A 21,095-nucleotide genomic window follows, 5' to 3' on the forward strand; every position below is an offset into this window, starting at 1 on the left:
ATGTTGCCATACTGGCGATACTACCCCCTGTTGCGCCGGCGCGAAATACCCTCATGGCCGCTACCATCGTGCAATGCGCGCGCTGCCCTGTCTATCGCCCTCAACCACCCGTCTGCGCCTGACCGTCCCCAGCTTCCCCCAGCTTCAGCGTACTTTTCTATGCACCATGACGAAAGCCGTATCGGAAAACGTACGATACCGCTCAGTCACTGTACGTTTTCCGATACGGATGTCACGAGCATGCATGAAAACGTACGCTGGCGACGCTTCTAAGGCGTTCGCCCTCCACCCCACATCAGAATTGTTCAATCGCATTCTGAACATTTTCGTGACAACGCGAATGCGCGACCATACAATGAGCGCGTTGTATTTGAATATAGCAATGGAGAATCATGCTCACCAACGAATATGCCAAGCGCGTCTACGATCAGGTCACGCGGCGCGACGGCGATCAGCCGGAATTCCTGCAAGCAGTGTACGAGGTGCTCGAAAGCATCGAACCAGCTCTCGCCGACCATCCCGAATACGAGGCCAACGGTGTCCTCGAACGCCTTGTGGAGCCGGAACGACTCGTGAAGTTCCGCGTGGCGTGGACCGATGATGCCGGCAGGTGCCAGGTCAATCGCGGCTACCGCGTGCAATTCAACTCCGCCATCGGCCCGTACAAAGGCGGCTTGCGCTTCCATCCGACCGTGACCGAATCCGTCGTGAAGTTCCTCGGCTTCGAGCAGGTCATCAAGAACTCGCTGACCAGCCTGCCGATGGGCGGCGGCAAAGGCGGCTCCGACTTCGACCCCAAAGGCCGCTCCGATGCTGAAGTCATGCGCTTCTGCCAAGCCTTCATGACCGAATTGCAGCGCCATATCGGCCAGTTCACCGATGTGCCCGCAGGCGACATCAACGTGGGAGCACGCGAGATCGGCTACCTTTTCGGCCAGTACAAACGCATCCGCGACGAGTATTCCGGCGTGCTCACCGGCAAGGGCTTGGAATTTGGCGGCTCGCTGGCACGCACCGAAGCCACCGGATACGGACTGTGCTATTACACCGCCGAGGCCATGCGCGTGCTGCGCGGCGACGGCTTCTCCGGCAAGACGGTTGCGGTCTCCGGCTCGGGCAATGTGGCGATTTTCGCCATCGACAAGTCGCAGAGACTCGGTGCCACCGTGGTCACGGCATCGGATTCCAGCGGCTACATCCACGACCCGAACGGCATTCAGCTCGATGTGCTCAAGGATATCAAGCTCGACCATCGCGGGCGCATCAAGGAGTATGCCGATCGCGTGCCGAGCGCTGAATATCATGAAGGCTTCGTTGGAGTATGGAACGTCCCGTGCGATATCGCGCTGCCGTGCGCAACCCAGAACGAGCTTGACGAAGATGCGGCCCGCACCTTGGTCGGCAACGGCTGCACAGTCGTGTGCGAGGGCGCGAATATGCCCTGCACGCCTGGCGCGATTGAGGTCTTCAAGCAGTCGAAAGTGCTCTATGGCCCAGGCAAAGCGGCGAATGCCGGCGGTGTGGCGGTCTCCGGACTGGAAATGAGCCAGAACTCCTACCGTTTGAGTTGGAGCTTCGAGGAAACCGACGTACGGCTGAAGTCCATCATGGAATCCATCGTCGCCAGCTCATTGGCAGCCGCAGAACGCTACGGACACGAGCACGACCTGATGATCGGCGCGAACATCGCCGGATTCGTCAAAGTCGCCGACGCGATGGTCGCCCAAGGCATGCTATAGGCGCTGCTCGGCTTCGGACTCGAGCTCGACCCCAGCTTCGCCGGGAATCAGATCGTAGGGCATTTGGCGTTTGATAAGCCAGAACACGATAAGCACGAATGCTACGGCGAAGGAGACGCGGTTCGCCTCGCTGAACGAGCTGCTGAACCCAGGTTGGATAAGCGCGTAGAGCACCACGCTGCGCAGGGCGTAGAAGGCAATCCTGGCGTTGCCGCTGCGCCCGCGCGTCTCGACCGTCATGTGGGTGAACATGCCACCGAGCGTCTGGCCGCGATGCGTGGCGGGAATCCATAGCTCGAACACGAGGAACGCGAGACCTGCGATAACCCGCGTGATGATGGTAAATGCATCGACGCCGAAGGTCAGCCCCAGCAGCCGGTAATCGCCGTTGGGCAGCGGCACGGCAGCCGCGTGCAGCAGGAGGACCGCACCAGCGCCGAGCGAGAAATATGCCATGGCGATGAGGAACATGTCAATGGCCAAGGTCACCGCACGGTGCAGCAGTTTGGGCGAGGTGTTGATTGTGCCTCGGTCGATCTGCTCAAGCGGCGCGACGCGACTGAACAGCCGCGCCACAACCAGGCCGAGGACCGCGCCGAGCGTATTCGTCATCAGATCATTGACGTCGAACTGCCGGTAGGCGCAGGGGTACAGGTGCCAGAAGCCGGTCAGCTGCGAGAGCTCGATGGCCAATGACACGAGGAAACCTGCCGCAACCACGGCCCAGGCCTTCCAGCGCGCCCAACGGGCCAGCGCAAAACCGAGCGGCACAAACAGCACGACGTTCATCACCAGCTGCAGCAAGCCATACAGTCCGTCGGTGCGGATATCAGCAATGAAGCGCAGCGGGTTGAGCTGCGGGGCAACATGATGCACCGCGCAATAGCTTTCGGGATTATCCGGCATCGGGTACAGCGTGAACGCCACCAGCCCGAGCAGATACAGCACAACGAGATAGGCCGCCAGCACCGCGCCGAAACGCAGCCGGTGGTGGCGGTGATACATGCCGGCGAGAATCGGCAGCGTCAGCGCCGCCGAAACGAAAGGCCATGCGATAACCGCAATAATGAACGATGTGCTGAAATATCCCAGATAGGCGAGCATGCTCTCTTTTCTGTCCTGGATACTAAATGTATTGTCTTCGACAGGCCAATTCGACAGGCCAATTCGACAGGCCAAGATGGCGGCGTCGCTGCAGGTGAGCCCGCGGCGACGCTCAGTTGCTATTATCCGTGAGTAAAACGGCCAGTCAGTAGGGCTCAGTCGTCGCCAAGCGTCATGTGGACGCCGCCGACCAAGGCGCTGACCACGTTGTACAGCCAGGCGATAATCGTGGCGAGCAATGTGAATAGCACCACGCCGATAATCGAGAAAATCGTGACGACGCTCAGCACCGTGCCCAGCGAGAACACGTCGCCAAGATTGAAGCCGCCAGCATCCAGACCGGTCGACGACACGATCTGCGTCACCTGATCGAATACGCCCACCACATTGAGCAACAGCCAAACCAGCGCCGCCGCGACAATCTGAATGATTGCGCCGGCCACGCTTAGCAGGAAGGTGACTTTGGCCACGGACCACGCATCGACGTGGGTCAGCGACAGGCTCATGCGCCGGGCGCGCGGCGGGCGACGACCGGCACCAGCAGCAGGTTTCTTTGCGGACGGCGACGCGCTGGATGATGCAGCCGCCTTGGGAGATACAGCAGCAGGAGACGCTGCATAAGACGATGACGCAGCAGCAGAGCCGGACCCTGCCGGTGTATACGCCGGCTGGTTGGAGGCGGAGCGGGCCACGCGGGGCGCGTGCTCATGTCCGGCGTGAGATGAATCTGCCGACGACTGCGCCGCTGCCTCACGCTGATCGCCGGACTCGCTCGATTCCTCGGCGTGGGGCTGAATCAGCGGCGGGAGAGTGCCTGCCGGCTTGATGACATCCGGCTCGTTGCCTTCAAGATTCTCGCTCATCGTTTCTCCTTGTCACTGATGGCCTCAACCGTAATCCTAGGCTGAGGCTACCAGCGTTCTGGGACGATTACCGCTCATCCTACGCAGTCTGCACAGTTTCTCGCCACCGTTGTTTGTGTTGCGTTGCTACCGCGGGTCTCAGTCGTCCTGCGAATCCGCCGAGCCTTGAGAATCCGCCAAATCCGAAGCCTCCGGCGTCACCGGGGCAGCATCCGAATCATCATGGTCACCGGTCTGAGATGCAGCAGCTTCGGCCGCCGAACCCTCAGCCTGGGCATCAACCGCCTCGTCCTCGTCCTGCTCCTCGTTGCGGGCGATGGACAGAATCTCATCGCCCTTGTCAGGCTTGGCGAGCGTCACGCCCTGGGTGTTGCGCCCGGTGCGATTCACCTCATTGACATCCGAACGAATGACCTTGCCGGACTTCATGATGGCCATGACCTGATCAGTATCCGAAACAATCAGCGCGCCGACAAGCGAGCCGCGCCCTTCGGCCAGATTCAGCGCCTTGACGCCGTAGCCGTTGCGGCCCTGCAGGCGGTATTCGCTGATTGCGGTGCGCTTGGCGAAACCTTCGTTCGTGACCACGAGCAGATCCTGCTCGCTGGCGTCCGACACCACATCCATGGCAAGTAGCTCGTCGCCCTCGCGGAAGCGCATGCCCTGCACGCCGGCGGTCTGCCGGCCCATCGGACGAAGCTGCTGGTCGTCGGCGCGGAACTTGAGGCTCATGCCGAGCCTAGACACCAGAATGATATCGTCTTCGGCGTTGCACAGCGCGGCGCCGACCAGCTCATCAACAGGTTCGCCAGTCGCCTCGTCGGCCATCAGGCGCACGGCGATCAGGCCGCCCTGGCGCGGGGAGTCGTACTCGGAAAGCGCAGTCTTCTTGACCTTGCCCGAGCGCGTGGCGAGCACGAGATACTTGGCGACATCGTAGTTCGAGATGGAGAGCACGGTTTGGATGCTCTCGTCGGGGCCGAGCTGCAGCAGATTCGCCACATGCTGGCCCTTCGAGTCGCGCGAGCCTTCGGGCAGCTCGTAGGCCTTGATGCGGTAGACACGGCCGCGGTTGGTGAAGAACAGCAGCCAGTTATGCGTCGAGGTGAGGAAGAAGTGGTCGACCACATCATCCTCGCGCAGCTTGGCGCCCTTGATGCCCTTGCCGCCGCGATGCTGGGCGCGGTATTCGTCGGCCTTGGTGCGCTTGACGAAGCCGGAATGCGTGACCGTGACGACCACGTTCTCCTCGGCAATCAGGTCCTCGACGTTCATCTCGCCGGAGTACGGCAGGATCTTCGTGCGGCGCTCATCGCCGTAGCGCTCCACGATGTCATCCAGCTCGTCGCCGACGATCCGGCGCTGACGATCCGGATGCGCGAGAATATCGTCGTAATCGGCGATCTTGCGCATGAGATCCTCATGCTCGTCGAGGATCTTCTGGCGTTCCAGCGCTGCCAGACGGCGCAGCTGCATGGCCAGAATGGCGTCGGCCTGCACCTGATCGACATCGAGCAGCTCCATCAGCCCGGTGCGCGCGGTGTCCACATCGCGCGAGGCGCGAATAAGCGCAATGACCTCTTCGATCATGTCAAGGGCCTTCAGATAGCCCTGCAGGATATGGTCGCGTTCCTCGGCCTCGCGCTTGAGATACCTCGTCCGGCGTTCGATGACGTCCATCTGGTGGTTCACCCAATGGCGGATGAAGGCGTCGAGGCTCAGCGTGCGCGGCACGCCGTCGACCAGCGCGAGCATATTCGCGCCGAAGGTCTGCTGCAGCTGGGAGTGCTTGTACAGATTGTTGAGCACGACCTTGGGCACGGCGTCGCGCTTGAGCACGAGCACGAGTCGCTGGCCGGTGCGGCCCGAGGTCTCGTCACGCATATCGGCGATGCCCTGAATCTTGCCATCGCGCACCGCTTCACGGATGGAGACGACGAGTCGATCGGGGTTGACCTGGTAGGGCAGCTCCGTGACGACCAGGCACATGCGGCCCTTGATCTCCTCGGTGTTGACGACGGCACGCATGGTGATAAGCCCGCGGCCGGTGCGATAGGCCTGCTCGATGCCCTTATGGCCTAGAATCGTGGCGCCAGTAGGGAAATCAGGGCCTTTGATGCGCTGGATAAGCGCTTCGAGCAGCTCCTCGCGGCTGGCGTCGGGGTGGTCAAGCGCCCAGTGCACGCCTGCAGCGACCTCATGCATGTTATGCGGCGGGATGTTGGTGGCCATGCCCACGGCGATGCCGGATGAGCCGTTGACCAGCAGGTTCGGAAAACGGGCCGGCAGCACCGTCGGCTCCTGCGTCTTGCCATCGTAGTTCGGCACGAAATCGACCGTATCTTTGTCGATGTCGCGCACCATTTCCATGGCGAGCGGGGCCATGCGGCATTCGGTGTAACGCATGGCGGCAGCGCCGTCATCGCCCGGAGAGCCGAAATTGCCCTGCCCGTCAACCAGCATGTAGCGCATCGACCACGACTGGGCCATGCGCACGAGGGTGTCGTAGATCGCCGAATCGCCGTGCGGATGGTACTTGCCCATCACGTCGCCCACGACGCGCGAGCATTTGTTGTAGCCGCGATCGGGACGATAGCCACCGTCATACATCGCGTAGATCACGCGCCGGTGCACCGGCTTCATGCCGTCGCGCACGTCGGGCAGCGCGCGCTCGACGATGACGGACAGCGCATAGGCCAAATAGGAATCGCGCATTTCCTGCTGCACGTCCGTGTGCTTGATGCGTTCACCCTGCAGCAGGCCGTAGTCGGTGTCGTCGCTCTCCTGCGGGCTGAGCGGCTCCATCGAGCCGTCGGGATTCGCCTGCCCGTTCATGCCATCCGTGTTATCGGTTTCGTCTGCCACGATATTTCCCTTTGTTTAACTTCAATGCTGTTTAACGTGTATGTGTGCGGTGATTGCTGCGGTGGTGCAATGCCAAGTCGGGTATCTGCATGTATTTCCAGCGACCACTGCCAATGCCTTGATGTGGTTATGATGCGTCGTACCTTGCAGCTCGTAAGAACTGCTCGGGCGGCAGAATGGACGTGCCTCAATCCGCCGCCTACGCTCGGTTCATCGACGCTTAGGCGACCATTTATTTATATGCCTCGCGGTTCTTAAGAGCCGCTCGGGACAGCGGGTCCGCCGTGCACAGCACGCCGGACTTCTCCCGCTGTCTACGCAAGGTTCAGCGATGCTACGCATCGATGAACCTTGCGTCCCTTGCGTTGCGCTGAATGAACAGCCGCCTTGGCTCGACCTCGTCGCCCATCAGCATCGAGAAGGTCTCGTCGGCCTGCGCCGCGTCCTCGATGAGAATCTGTTTCAAGACCCGGTGCTCGGGATCCATGGTGGTCTCCCATAGCTCCTGGTAGCTCATCTCGCCCAAGCCCTTGTATCGCTGGATGCCCTCGCCCTTGGGCAGCTGGCGGCCAGAGGCCTTGCCCTCCTCAAGCACGCGGTCGCGCTCCTTGTCGGTATAGACAAAGTCGTGCGCGCCTTTGGTCCACTTGAGCCGGTAGAGCGGCGGCATGGCGACGTACACATAACCGGCCGTAATCATCGGGCGCATGTAGCGGAAGAAGAGCGTCAGGTTCAGCGTCGCGATATGCGCGCCGTCCACATCGGCGTCAGCCATGATGATGACCTTGTGGTAGCGCACTTTGCTCAGGTCGAATTCCTCGCCGTAGCCGCCGCCGACCGCCGTGATAAGCGATTCGATGGTCTCCGACTTGAGCATGCGATCGAAGGTCGCACGCTCGGTGTTGAGGATCTTGCCGCGCAAGGGCAGAATCGCCTGCGTGATCGGGTTGCGGCCCTGGATTGCAGAGCCGCCTGCCGAATCACCCTCGACGATGAACAGCTCGCATTCCTCGGGGTTGCTCGACTGGCAGTCCTTGAGCTTGTCCGGCATGCCGGCGGTCTCGAAGATGGACTTGCGCCGGGTGTTCTCACGCGCCTTCTTGGCGGCGAGACGGGCGCGGGAGGCTTCCATCGACTTCTGTATGATGTTCCTGGCCTCGCCCGGATGGGCGTCGAACCAGTCGCCGAGCCGCTCGGTCATGACGCGCTGCACGAAGGTCTTCGCCTCGGAATTGCCCAGCTTGGTCTTGGTCTGGCCCTCGAACTGCGGATTCGTGAGTTTGACGGAGACGACGGCGGTCAGGCCTTCGCGCACATCGTCGCCGGAGAGGTTCTCGTCCTTCTCCTTGAGCAGGCCCTTGTCACGCGCATAGCGGTTCACCAGCGAGGTAAGCGCCGCGCGGAAGCCCTCCTCGTGCGTGCCGCCCTCGGTTGTGGAGATGGTGTTAGCGAAGGTGTGCACAGCCTCGGAATACGCGGTGGTCCACTGCAGCGCGATCTCCGCCGAGATGCCGAGCTTCAGATCCTCGGACTCCAGATCGATCACGTCCTCCTCGATCGGTGTGGCCTTGCGCGACTTGACCAGATAATCGACGTAGTCCTTGATGCCGTTCATGTACTGGTACGTGATGGTCTGGTGCAGCTCTTCGAGGGCGTTGTCGCCATCGCCAGTGATTTCGTCGGAATCCGCATGACGCAAGTCGGTCAGCGAGATTTTCAGGCCTTTGTTGAGGAACGCCATCTGCTGGAAGCGCGAACGCAGCGTTTCGAAGTCGTAGACCGTCGTTTCGAAAATATCCGAATCAGCCCAGAAGGTGACCGTGGTGCCGGTGCTTTCGTCCTCGGTCATCGGCTCGCCTTTGGCCAGCGGCGCGATGGCATGCTGGTCCGCGAAGTCCTGACGCCAGTGGAAGCCCTGCTGGCGCACTTCGACGTTGATGCGGGTGGACAGCGCGTTGACCACGGAGATGCCCACGCCGTGCAGGCCGCCGGAGACCGCGTAGCCGCCACCGCCGAATTTGCCGCCCGCGTGCAGCTTGGTCAGCACGGTTTCCACGCCGGAAACGCCCTCGCCAGGCACCTCGTCGACTGGAATGCCACGGCCGTCGTCGGCGACGCGCACGCCGTTATCCGGCAGAATCGTCACCTCGATATGCGAGGCGTACCCGGCCAGAGCCTCGTCAACGGAGTTGTCGACAATCTCATAAACCAAGTGGTGCAAGCCGCGCGGACCGGTCGAGCCGATGTACATGCCAGGCCGGATACGCACGGCCTCCAGGCCTTCGAGCACGCGCAAATCGCTCGCGTCGTAATGCGCAGGGGAGAGCGAGTCGTCAAGCTGCCCGTGATCGTCGAGCGTGCCGCCTTCGCCAGCCGCATCGGCTGCTGCGTCAGCATCGCCTAGCACACCGTCACCTGCCGCATTGTCGTTCACCACACCATTAATGCGCGCGCTGTCACTGTCTTTGATATCACTGTGTTCGATGTCGTTATCGTCGATATCACCCTGGTCGGTGGTATTGTCTGCCACAACGGTTCCTTCCTGCATTTTCGCTTGCGTGAGAGGCTCAGACGCGGGCGATACGCTCTAGAACGCAAATAATGGGGCCTTCTAGGCGTTTACACATACTGCATGTGATTCTACTTGTCTCTAGGGACTTTGCGGCGTATGGCTATGCTAGCGCGAATAACGCCTACCGCCGCCCATACGGCCCCTGCCAAACGACTGCGCATGCGGCCCGGTGACCCGTATTTCGCTGATGTCCAAACCCTTGAGCCGCGTACGAATAGTCGCGCTCAGCTGCGGCATGAGATAGGTCAGCTGCGTAGCCCAGACCGTCGATTCCGCGCGTATCGTCAAAATGCCCTCAGCGAAGCCGACGACCTGCGAATGCTGCGCAACCCCTTGGCCTACCACCTGGTCCCAGTGATTGCGCAACTGTGCGATTTTAAGATTCGGCACCCAGCCGCCGCGATTGGCCAAAGCGCTGAGCACGCCGCCGAGCTTGTCCGGGTCGCGGCCGGGCTTGCCAAAGCTCTCCCAGGCGTCTTCCTCGCGCTGCCGTCTGTCGCGGAACACCCCGGCTCTGGCGGCGAAGCGGTCGAAGATCTCAGCGGGCAGTTTGCGCTGATCGAGATGCAGGGTCACCACGACTGGCGGCTTCATGCCTCGCCTCCGCCGCGCATGGCCTGCAGCTGTGCGATGAGCTGGTCGTTGCCGTCATGCGAATCTGCCTTGAGCTGCGCCACGTCGATGATATTGGCGGTTGTAGTGCCGTTGAAGGCCTCATTCCTATTCAGACCGACACTGCCCAAGCCCATACCAAAGTCGTTCAAATCCGGGATATCGCTGCGTGCAGCGACGGTGATGAACACTTGCTGCTGCGCGGCGGCGAAAGCGAGAATCTGCCCACGTCTCGTCTCATCAAGCTGTGCGAAGACATCGTCGAGAATCACGATAGGCGTCACGCCGCTCGTGCGCACGACGACCTCGAACAGCGCCATTTTGAGCGCCAGGGCCATCGTCCACATCTCGCCGTTCGACGCGAATTCGCGCGCAGGCATGCCCTCAAGCTCCAAGGCCATATCGTCGCGATGCGGGCCGATGAGATTAAGCCCTCGCGCGACTTCACCCGGGTAGATGCGCTGGAAATGCCTGCTGATGGCAGCAGGGGCGTCTCCAGTGGAGTCGCCAAGCACCTCGGCGAAGGACGGCTCGTAGACAAGCCGGGCTTTATGCGCAGTCTGGTGTTCGCTGTCGATAGCAGATTTGACTACAGCAGATTCGTCACCCGCAAGCCTGTCATAGATAGCAGCAAAGGGCTCGCTCAGCGAATCAATAATGCTGTTGCGATCGGCAGTGAGCGCAATGCCCGCCTCGATGAACTGCCCGGTCCAGATTTCCAGCCCGCTCAGCGCGGCATTCGTGTCGCCTTCGGCGCGTTCGAGCTGCTTGAGCAGAGCCGCACGCTGCTTGGCGATGCGGGTGCAGGTCTGCAGCCGGTTCATATAGCCTGGAATCAGCAATGCCCCAGCCTGATCCAGGAAGCGCCGCCGCATGGCCGGATCGCTGGTGACCAGCCGCTGATCCTCCGGAGTGAAGGAGACGCTGGGAATCCGGCCGACGATATCGCGCATATACAACGACGAACCGCCGTTGATTCTGGCCCGATTTGCTCCACGGGCGGCGATGGTCGCCTCGTAGGTCGTCGTATGGAGATGGTCATTCGCCTTGCCATCTGCCCTGGCAGCGTCATTGTCAGCACCCGCTCCGGCTGGCGCCTCGATGACGGCTGATTCGCCGACATTGGCCCTGATCGTCGCCGAGGTGAATCCGCGCTCGACCAACGGCAGCGCACTTGACGTCCGATGGCTCGATCCGGTCGACAGCACCTCGATGGCCTCAACGATATTCGTCTTGCCCAAGCCATTCGCGCCGTGCAGGATGTTAACGCCCGGGGCGAAATCGACAACGCAATGCTCCCACGACCGGAAATGGTCCAAAGCAAGGCGACTGATGTACACGGCGTTCTTTCTGCTGCTAAAGCGCTACAGGTTTCAGTTGTTGTAGCGCATGGGGACCAGGAGATAGCGGTAATCCATCGATTCGTCGGAATCCGCCTCCTGCTGGCCGTTGAACTCGACCGGCTTGACCGCTGTCATCATTTTCATGCGCACGAAGGGCTCGGTTATCGCGCTCAGGCCTTCGATCAGGTAGGCCGGGTTGAAGGCCACCGTGATCTCTTCGCCATCAAGATCGACATCGAGGATTTCCCGGGCCTGCGATTCGTCGGCGGAACCGGCGCTCAGCAGCAGCTCCTGGCCGTTGAACTCCATGCGGATTGGGGCGTTGCGCTCGGCTACCAGCGCAACGCGCTTGATGGCACCGATCAGCGCCTGCTTGTCGATAACAGCCTGCGTGGGGTACTCATCGGCGAACAGTCGGTCGATGGCCGGGAATTCGCCGTCGATAAGCTGCGAGGTCGAGACACGACCGGCGTTCTCGAAACCAAGCAACGACGGGCTTTCAGCATCAAAATCGATGACGACGTTCTGATGCTCATCCAAAGCGCGGGAGACATCGCGCAGCAGCGAACCACGCACCAGCGTGACGGTCTGCATATCGACGCTCTGCGGGGTCCAGGAGAAGCTGGAACGCGAGAGGCGGAAACGATCGGTCGACGTCATAACGACCTTGTCGCCGTCGAACTGGATGCGTACGCCGGTGAGCACCGGGCGGTTCTCCTCGCGCGAAACGGCGACGGTGGCCTGCGCAACGGCCTGCACGAAGGTCGGCGCGTCCACCTGGCCCAGCGTTGGAGGCACCGAAGGCAGGTCCGGGTATTCGCTCAGCGGCATGAGCTGCAGCGTAAAGGTGGACTTGCCGGAGGTGATGGTCAGCGAAGAATCCGAAGTTTCCAGCTGCGTCTTTTCCGCTGGAAGCGATTTGGTGATGTCAGCGAGCAGTTTGCCGACGACGAGCGCACTGCCGGGCTCCTCGATGCCAGCCTCGATATGGTGGCGTGCGGAGATCTCATAGTTGAATGCTGAAAACTGCAAGGTTCCCTCAACGGCTTCGAGACGTACGCCGCTGAGAATGGGTTGGGCTGGGCGAGCATCGATGATACGAGTCGTCCAGGCTACGGCGTCCGCCAGTGCAGCGGAATCGATTTCTACTTTCATACGCTCCTCGGTTCATCAAGCGATGGATTCATAACAGGTCTGTGGCTATTCTAGCGGGTTTCGATACGGCGGTTGTCGTTTGTGAGGCGGCAGGCGTTATCACGGTGGCGATGAACGTAAGAGAGGGAAGTAGTCGTCATAATAAGCACGGTGGATAGAGTGGATAAGTGCGTTGAGCTCAACTGCGGCATGCTTTTCAAGCCTTTGTGCTGGTGTGGATAACTTATGAGTTTATTGTGGATAAATGCCCGAGTTATCCACAGGTATCTCGTTGCATTTGGGTTATCCACAATCGAAAAGCAATCGTCCACGAGTTATCCACAGCAAAATAGGGTGTCGTCCACGACTTACTCGCAGGCTTTACGCACATTTGTGAATAAGGGTGTGGATAACTTTCTTTCGATATGGGCTGGTTTTCGGTGTGTCGCAAGGCTGCAAACCAAAATGCCGAAAACGCTTCGTGTACGCCATTCTCTCGAATGCACGCCAGCAATTCGTATGATTGTCGTGTACGCAGACACGGATATTGCTGTCATTTCCCAAAAAGTGCCGAAAAGAAACCGTGTGGTGACATATTCATGGCGCCCTGCATTGCAGTATATGAAATTTCCCGTGAAACCAGCGATTTAAAATCTGTAAGCGAACTGATAATCGCAGCTACACGGGAAATTACGAGTGATCAAGAGATGTGTTTTATGTGGATTAGGACTTGGTTGAGACCTCTGCCAGTGCGCGGTTGAGCAAATCTCGTATCGCCTCTGATCGCTTCATGTGCCGTACTTTGCGATACTGCTCAAGTTTGAGGTCGCTTTCCTGGTCGATTCGAACTTGAATGGTCTTTGAGGCGTGTACGGTTGCTGGTCGGCCAGCCTTTCGGCGGATTTTCGCATCCTGCGCGACCAGCTCATCAGGGTCGTAGCCACGTTCGGCTTCGGCTGCGTCAGCTTGAAGCAGCTTCGACTCCTCAGGTGTGAATGCATCAAGTTTCGCTATGGTGTAGCTCATATCTGCCTCCTTTGTGACAGCAGCTTGGCATACTGTGTGCGCATGCGCATCGCGTGAATCAAGGCTGATCCCTGACGGGTTTGCACGACGATGACTTCGAGCGGTATTCCCGCGGCGGTGAACCCCAAATACATCTCCTTGAGCGGCTCATCACGCATCAGCAGCACGCGAATCGGATGATGCACCACCCAGAGAGAATCCTCCGGGTCGATGCCGTGCTTCAGCGCCGATTCGACTATCAACATACAAATATTGTACTACAAAAATAACGAATGCATTCGCTCTATGGTGAATATGATGTTGCGAAAGAAAACCTAGTAAAGACAGCGGAAACTGGAACGTTCAGTCGTTGGAGTGCTGCTTGAGGCGCACCGTGAGCTCCATAACGTAGTTGTAGATCTCCTGCTTCTCCTGCATTTCGCCGGAGACACGGGTGTAGGCGTGCATGACGGTCGTGTGGTCGCGGCCGCCGAAGACCTCGCCGATGTCGACCAGGCTCATGCTCGTCATCTCGCGCGCGAGATACATGGCGACCTGACGCGCCAGCGCCACATTCTTGGTGCGGGCGCGGCCGACAAGGTCATCGAAGGTCAGGTGGAAGTACTTGGCCACCTGGCTGATGATGTCGGTGGGCTTGATTTCCACATTCGACGTGAAGAAGTCCTGCAGCGTCTGCTCGGCCAAGGCTCGCGACACCGGCTGATTGCTCAAGGAGGCGACCGCGGTGACGCGGGTGAGCGCGCCTTCGAGTTCGCGGATGTTCTCGGTGAAGCGCTCCGCGATGAGATCAAGGACGTCGTTGGGAATGTTGGAATGGCTCATTGAGGCCATCATGCGCAGAATCGCGATGCGCGTCTCCAAGTCCGGCGGCTTGATGTCGACTGTCAGGCCGGATTCGAAGCGGGAAATGAGCCGGGCCTCGAAGCCCTTGAGGTTCTTGGGTGCCACATCGGAGGCGATGACGATGCGTTTGTTCGCCTGATACAGCGCGTTGAAGGTATGGAAGAACTGTTCGAGCGTGGCCTCTTTGCCGCCGAGGAACTGGATGTCGTCGATGAGCAGCACGTCGACCTCGCGGTACCGGCGGTTGAAGTCGGCGATCTGCCCCTGGCTCTGGTTGGGGGTCTGCAGCGCCTCGATGAATTCGTTGGTGAATTCCTCGCTGGTGACGTAGCGAACTTTAACCGATTCGTCCTTGACCAGCGCGTAGTTCCCGATGGCGTTGAGCAAATGCGTTTTGCCCAGCCCGGAGCCGCCATAGATACATAAGGGGTTGAAGTCGCGCCCCGAGCCTTCCGCGACCGCCAGCGCGACAGTGCGCGCAAACCGGTTCGAATCACCCGGCACGAATGTGTCGAAGGTGGCGTTCTTGTTCAGATGGGTCTGCGGGTCAAGCGCCGCACGATGCTGATCGACGTGATACGACGGGTTGCCGGGCAGCTGCTGTCCGGTGTGGTCGTGCGTGCGTATGTCGCGCATGCCGTGCCTATCGTTGACAGTGTTGACAGTGTTGACGGAATTGACAGTGTTGGCGTCCGGCGTGGGTGAGGTCGGTCTGCCGCCTTGCTCGCCTGGCGTCGGTATGGGGTAGTCGGCGGCTGCCGAAGTGTCGAATGTCGGCTGCGATGACGCTGCTGCCGCTGCCGCTGGCGAGTGGCTGGCATAGGAATCGTAGTCATGCCGGATGCCGGTATGCGTATCGTCCGGAATTGCAGAGACGTGGCCAGCAGAGTGGTCAGCGCTGCGGTGCTCGGAAGTCGTGGCCTGGGAAGGCTGCGTCGGTGCAGGCTGCCCTTCGTTGGGCGATGCCGTGGCAGCCGATGCTGGCGCAGGCTCGCTGGGCGGGACGATTTTGAACGCCGGGAACATGTGCTGCCCGGAAACCATATGCAGGGCGGCGAGCAACGGTTCATTCAGATCGTTTTGCAATGCCTGCTGCGTGGAGCTGTTGGCCACGCATAGCACGATGGTGGTGCCGAAGACGGCCTCGGGAATCACGCCTTCAAGCCAACCTCTGTCACGAGGCGTGAGCGAAGCATTGTGACCCAGCACAGCTAGGGCGTCAGCCCATATGCGCGCGGCCTGGGAGGCCGGGTCGTTCTGCTCGTCCGCCATAGCGACCCTCCTTACCGTGTTACCGTGCGCTGCTGTCCGTCGATTGGCGTTAACCCTTAAGATTTTGCGCTAACCCTAAATAATAAATACAAGCGTTATGTTTACTCCGAATGTCGGAAGTTATCCACAGCCTTGCGTGTTGCAAACGCTCGAATGTGAATAACATCGATGTTATTTGTGGATAAGTGCGGCCGTGATGTGCCGGTGCGGATAGGCTGAATTACGCCGTTTTATGGTTACCTCACGTTCACTTCATGTTCATTCGCAAGCCTTGCCAATCGACGCAAATGTGAAAAATCTCGCTATATTTTGACGAAAGGTCGGGGGTGAGAGTACCTTGGTAGAGCTTGACTCATGAGGAGCCATACTTTTGCATGGCTGAAAACCGGGAGCTTATTTATGAAGAGGACATTCCAACCGAACAACCGTCGTCGCCACATGAAGCACGGATTCCGTGCCCGCATGCGCACACGCTCCGGCCGCGCGCTGATCAACCGTCGCCGTGGCAAGGGCCGCAAGTCCCTTTCCGCCTGAACCCTGACGGCGTACAGGACGTGGAGCGACTGAAAAGCCACAGTGACTTCGTCACCGTGCTCAAACGTCGCCGAAAAGTCGTCGCAAACGATATCGTCGTGCATTATCTGATGCGCGGCGATACTGCATCTTTGAACCATGTGGAGCATGCGAAAAGCGTAGGGCTTGCGGACAATTCAGGTGATGGTGTCGCGTCGAGCCGGCGGCTTGGGCTTGCCGTCTCAAAAGCGGTGGGCAATGCCGTGATGCGCAATGCCGTGAAGCGGCGATTCCGCGTCCTGGCGCGTACGCACGAGAGCAAGCTGCCGCCTGATTGCGATATCGTCATGCGTGCGAAGCCCAGTGCGGCTTCGGCTTCCTATCAGGCGCTTGATGCGCAGGTGTCGAGGCTGTTTCACGACATCAGCGCGAAAGTGAAGGCGAAGTCTGGAACGGCTTCGGCTACCGGCGCGAAAACCGGGAACGCTTCGGCAGGAGATCGCTTATGACCTCGCGCCTGGCTCAGGCCTGTCTGAACTCCATTCGCTGGTATCAGCGTACGATCTCCGCGAACACGGCACCGCATTGCCGGTACTATCCAACTTGCTCCATGTATGCTTATCAGGCGATTGAGCGCTATGGCGTGCTGCGTGGAGGATTGCTTGCTGCGCTGCGCTTGCTGCGCTGCCGCCCTTGGAGCCGAGGCGGAATCGACGATGTTCCGCAGCGCTACTCCGTATTCTATCGATTTTCATGGTCCAAGGCCCATGAAGAACCGCGTTTGACGCCACTGGCCAACGAGTCATAAGGAGACGGCCACACCATGTTTAGTACCATGAATCCAGATAAATTCCTCTTGGACAGCGGTTTCTTCGGCTGGGTGTACAAGATTCTGACCCCGATCGAATGGCTTATGTCACAGATCATGGTCCTGTTCCACAGGTTCCTCGTGCTGCTCGGCATGCCATCCGAGGGTGCCTCGTGGATTCTGTCCATCGTGTTTCTGGTGCTGGTGGTCCATGCCTGCATACTGCCGATTTTCGTTCGGCAGATCAAGTCGATGCGCAAGATGCAGGCGCTGCAGCCCCAGATGAAGCACATCCAGAACAAGTACAAGGGCAAGAAGGATCCGGCGAGCCGCGAGGCGCTGAGCCGCGAGATGTCCAAGCTCTACCAGGACAATGGCGCGAATCCGGCCGGATCGTGCCTGCCGATGCTCATTCAGGGCCCGGTGTTCATGTGCATGTTCTATATGCTGTCGGCGATTCAGTATATCGCCAACGGCGTGCGTAAGCCGCTCGGCGCCTTCGATAAGGCCACCGCGGCAGACTTTGCCCACACGAGCTTCCTCGGCGTCAAGATCACGAACAACTTCGGCATGGCCGCGACCTCCGGCAAGATCGTCATCGGCATCTTCGTCGCCCTGATGTGCGCGGCGATGTGGTTCATGCAGTTCAACAACATGCGCAAGAACCTGCCGCGTGAGCAGATGGAGGGCCAGCAGTACAAGATGCAGCAGGCCATGACTTGGGTCTTCCCGATCATGTACATCTTCTCAGGCTTCACCATGCCCTTTGCCGTGCTGATTTACTGGCTGACCAACAACATAGCCAACATGCTTCGCTCGCTGTGGCAGGTCTACACCTTCCCGACTCCTGGGTCTCCTGCGGCCGAGGAGAAGAAGGTACGTGACCATGCGCGTGAGAACGCGCGCAGGAAGCGTGCCGGCGAAATCTCGCTTGAGGAACAGGAGCTGGTCCAGGCCAAGGAGCAGGCCGAGCATCGCGAAGATCAGGGATTCCAGCGCCAGCAGCCCAAGCGCAAGAAGCGCAAGAAGTAGACTGTGCTGACTGCCTGATTGGGCATAGCGGGGCGGGTCCGGGCCACAGCGAGACGGGCATAGCGCGGCCGGGTAGAACTTGGTGTGGCTACTGGTTTTGCTGGTGGTGCTGGTGTTGCACGTACGTTTGTTTCGGTGTTTCACGTGAAACCGCCCGCAATCGGTAGTCGGCAGGCGCATCGCAGAGCTTCCGCGAGTACACTGGACAACCAGAAACTTGTCAGCCACAATGGCATACATAACGCATAACGGGACACATAAGGGCATATAAAGGAGTTCATATGGCTCAGGAAGAATCGAAGACGATCGAGCAGCTCAGCCAAGAGGCCGATATCGCCGCCGACTACCTCGAGGGTCTGCTTGACATCGCCGATTACGATGGGGACATCGAATTGGGCGTGCGCAACAACCGTCCTACGGTGCAAATCGTGGCCGATGACAGCGATGACATCAAGCATCTGATTGGGCACAACGGCGAAGTCGTGGACGCGCTGCAGCAGCTCGCCCGACTTGCTGTCCAGCAGAAGACCGGTGATCGCTCGCATCTGATTCTTGATGTCGATGGCTATCTCAAGCGTAAGCGCCAGCATCTGCGCGATCTCGCGCTTGATGCCATTGACGAGGCGAGGGAGACCGGCGACGCCGTCGACCTCAGGCCTATGAACTCCTTCGAGCGCAAGGTCGTGCATGACCTCGTGCGCGAGGAGGGATTCAAATCGCGTTCGCATGGCGAGGAACCGCATCGCTATGTCAGCATCTATCTGCGTGCCTCGGATCAGGATCTTGCGGATGATGAAGATGCGGATGATGAAGTCGTTGATGGAGCGGTTGTTGATGGAGTAGCTGGGACGACTGACGAGGCTGAAACGACCGATCTGAATGTTGTTGCGGATGAGGAAACGGATGAGATTGTCGAGGCCGATGAGGCTGACGATATCGACGAGGCTGAAGCTGTGACTGAGGATAGTGCCGATACGGAAGCTGAAGCGTAAGTAAGACTGCACTTGCATGGTTGAATCGGTTGGGCTGCAATTGGTCGGGCTGTAATCGCGCAGAATCAGGCGGGGCTGTTGTACTGATTCGGGCTGTTGCTCATCTGCTGGTGCATGTGTGGTGATGCACGTCTGATAGTACGGTGTGTGGTTGGCTGATGCGTGGTTGCGGCGTCTCAAGGTCTGTCATGTTGTGTTTGGCTTCTGACAACTAGGCCTTGCGGTGCCGTGGTTCCTGTCGTTTTGGCCTCTATTTGTTCGGGTTGTTGTGGTGACTGCAGGTTGTGCGGTGAGGCTTATGCATGGAATGGCAGTCTGGCGACTTTCGGTTTTCCTGGCAAAATTATGATTCGAGATGTATTTAGCTAGCTACTCGAACAAGACAGTCGTAAGGTCACGACAGTGATGGCGACTGTGCTGTTACTTCCTCGGTCTTTTACTGCCTGTGTTTGCACCCACTTGGTTTTCATTCCTTCGAAGATTGGTAGTGTTTTACACAAACACAATATCTATATGTATGTGTATTCTCTTCGCGCTACGAGGCATGGTGATTGGTCAGTAAGGTTTGCTGAAATTATTGTGATGGAATTGCTTATGATACTTAGCTTGATTTTGGTGCTCAGTCTGATTTCGTTGAATACTGTGAAGTATGATTATCATGTTTTGCTGAAACTTATATTGTTTACGTATCGTTGTGTTGCTGCACCACGGTATCGTGATGCCACATTATTGTGATGCCACGATATAGCGATGTTGTTGTGTTGCTGCGTGACATGGGACTCGAGTATTGCACCTGCTGATAAGTAGGATGTGAGTAGTGTGGCTGTGGTTTGATAGATGACAGAGTTTGTTGTGATAGAGGAGCAATGCATATGGAGTATGAGGTGAAAACGGATTCTGAAATAGAGGAATCGGGTATCGCGCAGCAGGTTTTGGGTGATGCCTTCGCCCCTTGCCAAATGTTTCACGTGAAACTTTCTGAGGAGGGAGAGCTCCGCGGACTGATAGGTCCTCGTGATGTCGACATCATTTGGGAGCGACATATCCTGAATTCTGCGGCTATCGTGCCGTTTATCACACAGGCGACAGCAGGGCAGCGGTACAAGACGGTTGCTGATGTCGGGAGTGGCGGTGGTTTTCCAGGGCTGGTTACTGCTGCGTGCCTTCCTGATCACGAATTTACTCTTATTGAGCCTATGGAGCGGCGGTGCGAATGGTTGAATGAATGCGTAGCGCTCATGGGGCTTCACAATGTTCATGTACTGCGTTCTCGTTCTGAGGACATCATCGTGCAAATGAAGAAGGATCGCACGATTCATCCCTTTGCAGTAGTCACCTGTCGAGCTGTGGCACCCATGCGTAAGCTCAGCGCCTGGACTTTGCCGTTGCTGAAACCGCAAGGTCAGCTCATTGCCCTTAAGGGCAAATCGGCGCAGGAAGAAATCGAAAGGGGTGCTGCATCGATAGCAAAAGCACATGGATTGCACCCTTATGTTGTGGAGGCAGCAGTGGCTCCTGGCTTAGAACCCACACACGTTGTGATAGTCGATAAGCGATAGTGCGTTTGGCTAATCGCTGTACATGATATTGTGTGCTTTGCAGTGCTCAACGATGATTGACACTGTGCGTTACCGCTGATAGTACATTGCACATATTTCATGCGGTTGTGATGTGTTTGCGGTTACAGTTGAACCCGCAGCCTTTCTCTACTGTGCTGATTTCCTACCGTGTTGATTCAAAATTTTAAAACATGATGGTACAACGTGTGTGCTGGTGAATGCATGCCTTATCGATACGGTATGCAAATATGAGACAGTGCTCTGATGTAATGCAGCATCATCTAGGTTTTTAAGGCGAATCGAAATGGTATTGCCGTCTTCTTGTCTTTATATGTCATCGAAATGCTAATGGCACAATGCGGTTGGTGTAATTGTTGCCGGAGTCAGTGGTTTGCTCACAGTTATGAATTATGCTTTCTTGAGGCATAGTTATAGGTGTCATTGGCATGCTTTAGATTTTTCTGAGTCATCAAGGTTGCAGGCATACGTGTATTAGTTGGTTCTAGCCATAGGCAAAACAAGACTTCAAAACAGCAATGTATGCGCGTATTTCTTTCAAAGTCTAGTTCGACGGCGAATATGTAAGGCTATATTGTCAGACCATCGTAGGGATTGTCGTCAGACATTGCGCGTGTAAACGCACAGAGTTCAAACAGATGCACTAACAATGAGTCCACGGAAATGTTTCACGTGAAACATTGATATAGCGGTGTATAAAAATAGTTATCCACATTCAAACACTAACGTAAAAGTTGTCCACAATGAATGTGGACAACCAAAGAATTCAGAGAAACGTTGTAATTATTGAGCATTGAGCT

At 58.2% G+C, this 21,095-nt stretch carries 16 protein-coding genes and 1 pseudogene; 7 read left to right on the forward strand and 10 right to left on the reverse strand.

All coding sequences use genetic code 11. The features are described from left to right. Positions 1-392: 392 nt before the first annotated feature. Positions 393-1,739: an NADP-specific glutamate dehydrogenase gene (gdhA, locus tag LKK40_RS04580; protein ID WP_304309585.1), complete on the forward strand. Its 1,347-nt coding sequence runs from the start codon at positions 393-395 to the stop codon at positions 1,737-1,739. Here the strand turns inward: gdhA and LKK40_RS04585 are convergent. From LKK40_RS04585 to dnaA, 10 genes are all read right to left on the reverse strand, one after another. After that, positions 1,734-2,843: a VanZ family protein gene (locus tag LKK40_RS04585; protein ID WP_304309587.1), complete on the reverse strand. Its 1,110-nt coding sequence runs from the start codon at positions 2,841-2,843 to the stop codon at positions 1,734-1,736. The genes gdhA and LKK40_RS04585 overlap by 6 nt on opposite strands. A 155-nt stretch (positions 2,844-2,998) precedes the next feature. Further along, positions 2,999-3,640 carry a DUF3566 domain-containing protein gene (locus LKK40_RS04590; protein ID WP_304309818.1) on the reverse strand — a complete coding sequence of 214 codons (642 nt, stop codon included), beginning with the start codon at positions 3,638-3,640 and terminating at the stop codon, positions 2,999-3,001. A 204-nt stretch (positions 3,641-3,844) separates the two neighbouring features. Beyond that, positions 3,845-6,541: a DNA gyrase subunit A gene (gyrA, locus tag LKK40_RS04595; RefSeq protein WP_304309819.1), complete on the reverse strand. Its 2,697-nt coding sequence runs from the start codon at positions 6,539-6,541 to the stop codon at positions 3,845-3,847. Positions 6,542-6,905: 364 nt separating this feature from the next. Next, a complete protein-coding gene (gene gyrB, locus LKK40_RS04600; protein ID WP_304309820.1) occupies positions 6,906-8,978 on the reverse strand; it encodes a DNA topoisomerase (ATP-hydrolyzing) subunit B in 2,073 nt (690 codons plus the stop codon). A 270-nt stretch (positions 8,979-9,248) separates the two neighbouring features. Continuing rightward, a complete protein-coding gene (locus tag LKK40_RS04605; RefSeq protein WP_304309588.1) occupies positions 9,249-9,737 on the reverse strand; it encodes a DUF721 domain-containing protein in 489 nt (162 codons plus the stop codon). Further along, complete coding sequence (recF, locus tag LKK40_RS04610) at positions 9,734-11,095, reverse strand: DNA replication/repair protein RecF (RefSeq protein ID WP_368491393.1); 1,362 nt, start codon at positions 11,093-11,095, stop codon at positions 9,734-9,736. Before recF ends, LKK40_RS04605 begins: the two co-directional genes overlap by 4 nt. A 33-nt stretch (positions 11,096-11,128) precedes the next feature. Continuing rightward, complete coding sequence (gene dnaN / locus LKK40_RS04615; protein ID WP_304309589.1) at positions 11,129-12,253, reverse strand: DNA polymerase III subunit beta; 1,125 nt, start codon at positions 12,251-12,253, stop codon at positions 11,129-11,131. A gap of 702 nt (positions 12,254-12,955) precedes the next feature. Next, positions 12,956-13,258 carry a hypothetical protein gene (locus tag LKK40_RS04620; protein WP_304309591.1) on the reverse strand — a complete coding sequence of 101 codons (303 nt, stop codon included), beginning with the start codon at positions 13,256-13,258 and terminating at the stop codon, positions 12,956-12,958. Further along, a complete protein-coding gene (locus LKK40_RS04625) occupies positions 13,255-13,503 on the reverse strand; it encodes a toxin (RefSeq protein WP_304309592.1) in 249 nt (82 codons plus the stop codon). Before LKK40_RS04625 ends, LKK40_RS04620 begins: the two co-directional genes overlap by 4 nt. Before the next feature lie 97 nt (positions 13,504-13,600). Then, entirely contained in the window at positions 13,601-15,373 is a 1,773-nt protein-coding gene (dnaA, locus tag LKK40_RS04630) for a chromosomal replication initiator protein DnaA (protein WP_304309594.1), read from the reverse strand. Between the two features lie 399 nt (positions 15,374-15,772). Between dnaA and rpmH the strand changes: the two genes are divergently transcribed. The 6 genes and pseudogenes from rpmH (at position 15,773) to rsmG (ending at position 20,277) form a co-directional block, all read left to right on the forward strand. Then, the gene (rpmH, locus tag LKK40_RS04635; RefSeq protein WP_152580064.1) at positions 15,773-15,907 is read left to right on the forward strand and encodes a 50S ribosomal protein L34; all 135 of its coding nucleotides are present in this window, start codon (positions 15,773-15,775) and stop codon (positions 15,905-15,907) included. A gap of 20 nt (positions 15,908-15,927) precedes the next feature. Beyond that, positions 15,928-16,395, forward strand: coding sequence for a ribonuclease P protein component (gene rnpA / locus LKK40_RS04640; protein WP_304309596.1), 468 nt, complete (start codon positions 15,928-15,930; stop codon positions 16,393-16,395). Further along, on the forward strand, positions 16,392-16,694 hold the full coding sequence (gene yidD / locus LKK40_RS04645) for a membrane protein insertion efficiency factor YidD (RefSeq protein ID WP_304309598.1): 303 nt from the start codon (positions 16,392-16,394) through the stop codon (positions 16,692-16,694). Before rnpA ends, yidD begins: the two co-directional genes overlap by 4 nt. A gap of 27 nt (positions 16,695-16,721) precedes the next feature. Then, on the forward strand, positions 16,722-17,726 hold the full coding sequence (gene yidC / locus LKK40_RS04650) for a membrane protein insertase YidC (RefSeq protein WP_273328771.1): 1,005 nt from the start codon (positions 16,722-16,724) through the stop codon (positions 17,724-17,726). A gap of 281 nt (positions 17,727-18,007) precedes the next feature. Continuing rightward, positions 18,008-18,538: pseudogene (locus LKK40_RS04655) on the forward strand (protein jag); the annotation flags it as partial. 1,052 nt (positions 18,539-19,590) lie between these two features. Further along, positions 19,591-20,277, forward strand: coding sequence for a 16S rRNA (guanine(527)-N(7))-methyltransferase RsmG (gene rsmG, locus LKK40_RS04660; RefSeq protein WP_304309600.1), 687 nt, complete (start codon positions 19,591-19,593; stop codon positions 20,275-20,277). Positions 20,278-21,095 lie beyond the last annotated feature (818 nt).

This window comes from Bifidobacterium tibiigranuli, assembly GCF_022655035.1.
Classification (GTDB): Bacteria; Actinomycetota; Actinomycetes; order Actinomycetales; family Bifidobacteriaceae; genus Bifidobacterium; species Bifidobacterium tibiigranuli_A.

Excerpts from the sequence above, each read along its gene's own strand:
- LKK40_RS04620 (WP_304309591.1), bottom strand. The coding sequence starts at position 13,258 with ATGAGCTACACCATAGCGAAACTTGATGCATTCACACCTGAGGAGTCG.
- LKK40_RS04585 (WP_304309587.1), bottom strand. The coding sequence starts at position 2,843 with ATGCTCGCCTATCTGGGATATTTCAGCACATCGTTCATTATTGCGGTT.
- rpmH (WP_152580064.1), top strand. The coding sequence starts at position 15,773 with ATGAAGAGGACATTCCAACCGAACAACCGTCGTCGCCACATGAAGCAC.
- yidD (WP_304309598.1), top strand. The coding sequence starts at position 16,392 with ATGACCTCGCGCCTGGCTCAGGCCTGTCTGAACTCCATTCGCTGGTAT.
- gdhA (WP_304309585.1), top strand. The coding sequence starts at position 393 with ATGCTCACCAACGAATATGCCAAGCGCGTCTACGATCAGGTCACGCGG.
- rsmG (WP_304309600.1), top strand. The coding sequence starts at position 19,591 with ATGGAGTATGAGGTGAAAACGGATTCTGAAATAGAGGAATCGGGTATC.
- yidC (WP_273328771.1), top strand. The coding sequence starts at position 16,722 with ATGAATCCAGATAAATTCCTCTTGGACAGCGGTTTCTTCGGCTGGGTG.
- LKK40_RS04625 (WP_304309592.1), bottom strand. The coding sequence starts at position 13,503 with ATGTTGATAGTCGAATCGGCGCTGAAGCACGGCATCGACCCGGAGGAT.
- dnaN (WP_304309589.1), bottom strand. The coding sequence starts at position 12,253 with ATGAAAGTAGAAATCGATTCCGCTGCACTGGCGGACGCCGTAGCCTGG.
- gyrA (WP_304309819.1), bottom strand. The coding sequence starts at position 6,541 with ATGAACGGGCAGGCGAATCCCGACGGCTCGATGGAGCCGCTCAGCCCG.
- LKK40_RS04605 (WP_304309588.1), bottom strand. The coding sequence starts at position 9,737 with ATGAAGCCGCCAGTCGTGGTGACCCTGCATCTCGATCAGCGCAAACTG.
- dnaA (WP_304309594.1), bottom strand. The coding sequence starts at position 15,373 with ATGGCGGACGAGCAGAACGACCCGGCCTCCCAGGCCGCGCGCATATGG.